This window comes from Escherichia sp. MOD1-EC5990 (assembly GCF_002965285.1).
Classification (GTDB): domain Bacteria; phylum Pseudomonadota; class Gammaproteobacteria; order Enterobacterales; family Enterobacteriaceae; genus Escherichia; species Escherichia coli_F.
This window is the reverse complement of record NZ_PTRV01000084.1, coordinates 1-426: the sequence shown is the minus strand read 5'-3', so window position 1 is coordinate 426 and position 426 is coordinate 1. Positions and strand designations below refer to the sequence as shown.

Below are 426 nucleotides of genomic sequence, written 5' to 3'. Positions count from 1 at the left end.
ATGACTGGGGTGAAGTCGTAACAAGGTAACCGTAGGGGAACCTGCGGTTGGATCACCTCCTTACCTTAAAGAACTGTACTTTGCAGTGCTCACACAGATTGTCTGATGAAAAGTGAAAAGCAAGGCGTCTTGCGAAGCAGACTGATACGTCCCCTTCGTCTAGAGGCCCAGGACACCGCCCTTTCACGGCGGTAACAGGGGTTCGAATCCCCTAGGGGACGCCACTTGCTGGTTTGTGAGTGAAAGTCGCCGACCTTAATATCGTTAAAGATGACTTACGAGTCATGTTTAAGATATTTGCTCTTTAAAAATCTGGATCAAGCTGAAAATTGAAACACTGAACAACGAAAGTTGTTCGTGAGTCTCTCAAATTTTCGCAACACGATGATGAATCGCAAGAAACATCTTCGGGTTGTGAGGTTAAGC

At 46.2% G+C, this 426-nt stretch carries 1 tRNA gene and 1 rRNA gene; both read left to right on the top strand.

The features are described from left to right. Window positions 1–63: ribosomal RNA gene (locus BEB42_RS25985) — 16S ribosomal RNA — on the top strand; the annotation flags it as partial. An 85-nt stretch (window positions 64–148) separates the two neighbouring features. Next, window positions 149–224, top strand: a tRNA-Glu gene (locus BEB42_RS25980). The last annotated feature ends 202 nt before the right edge of the window (window positions 225–426 follow it).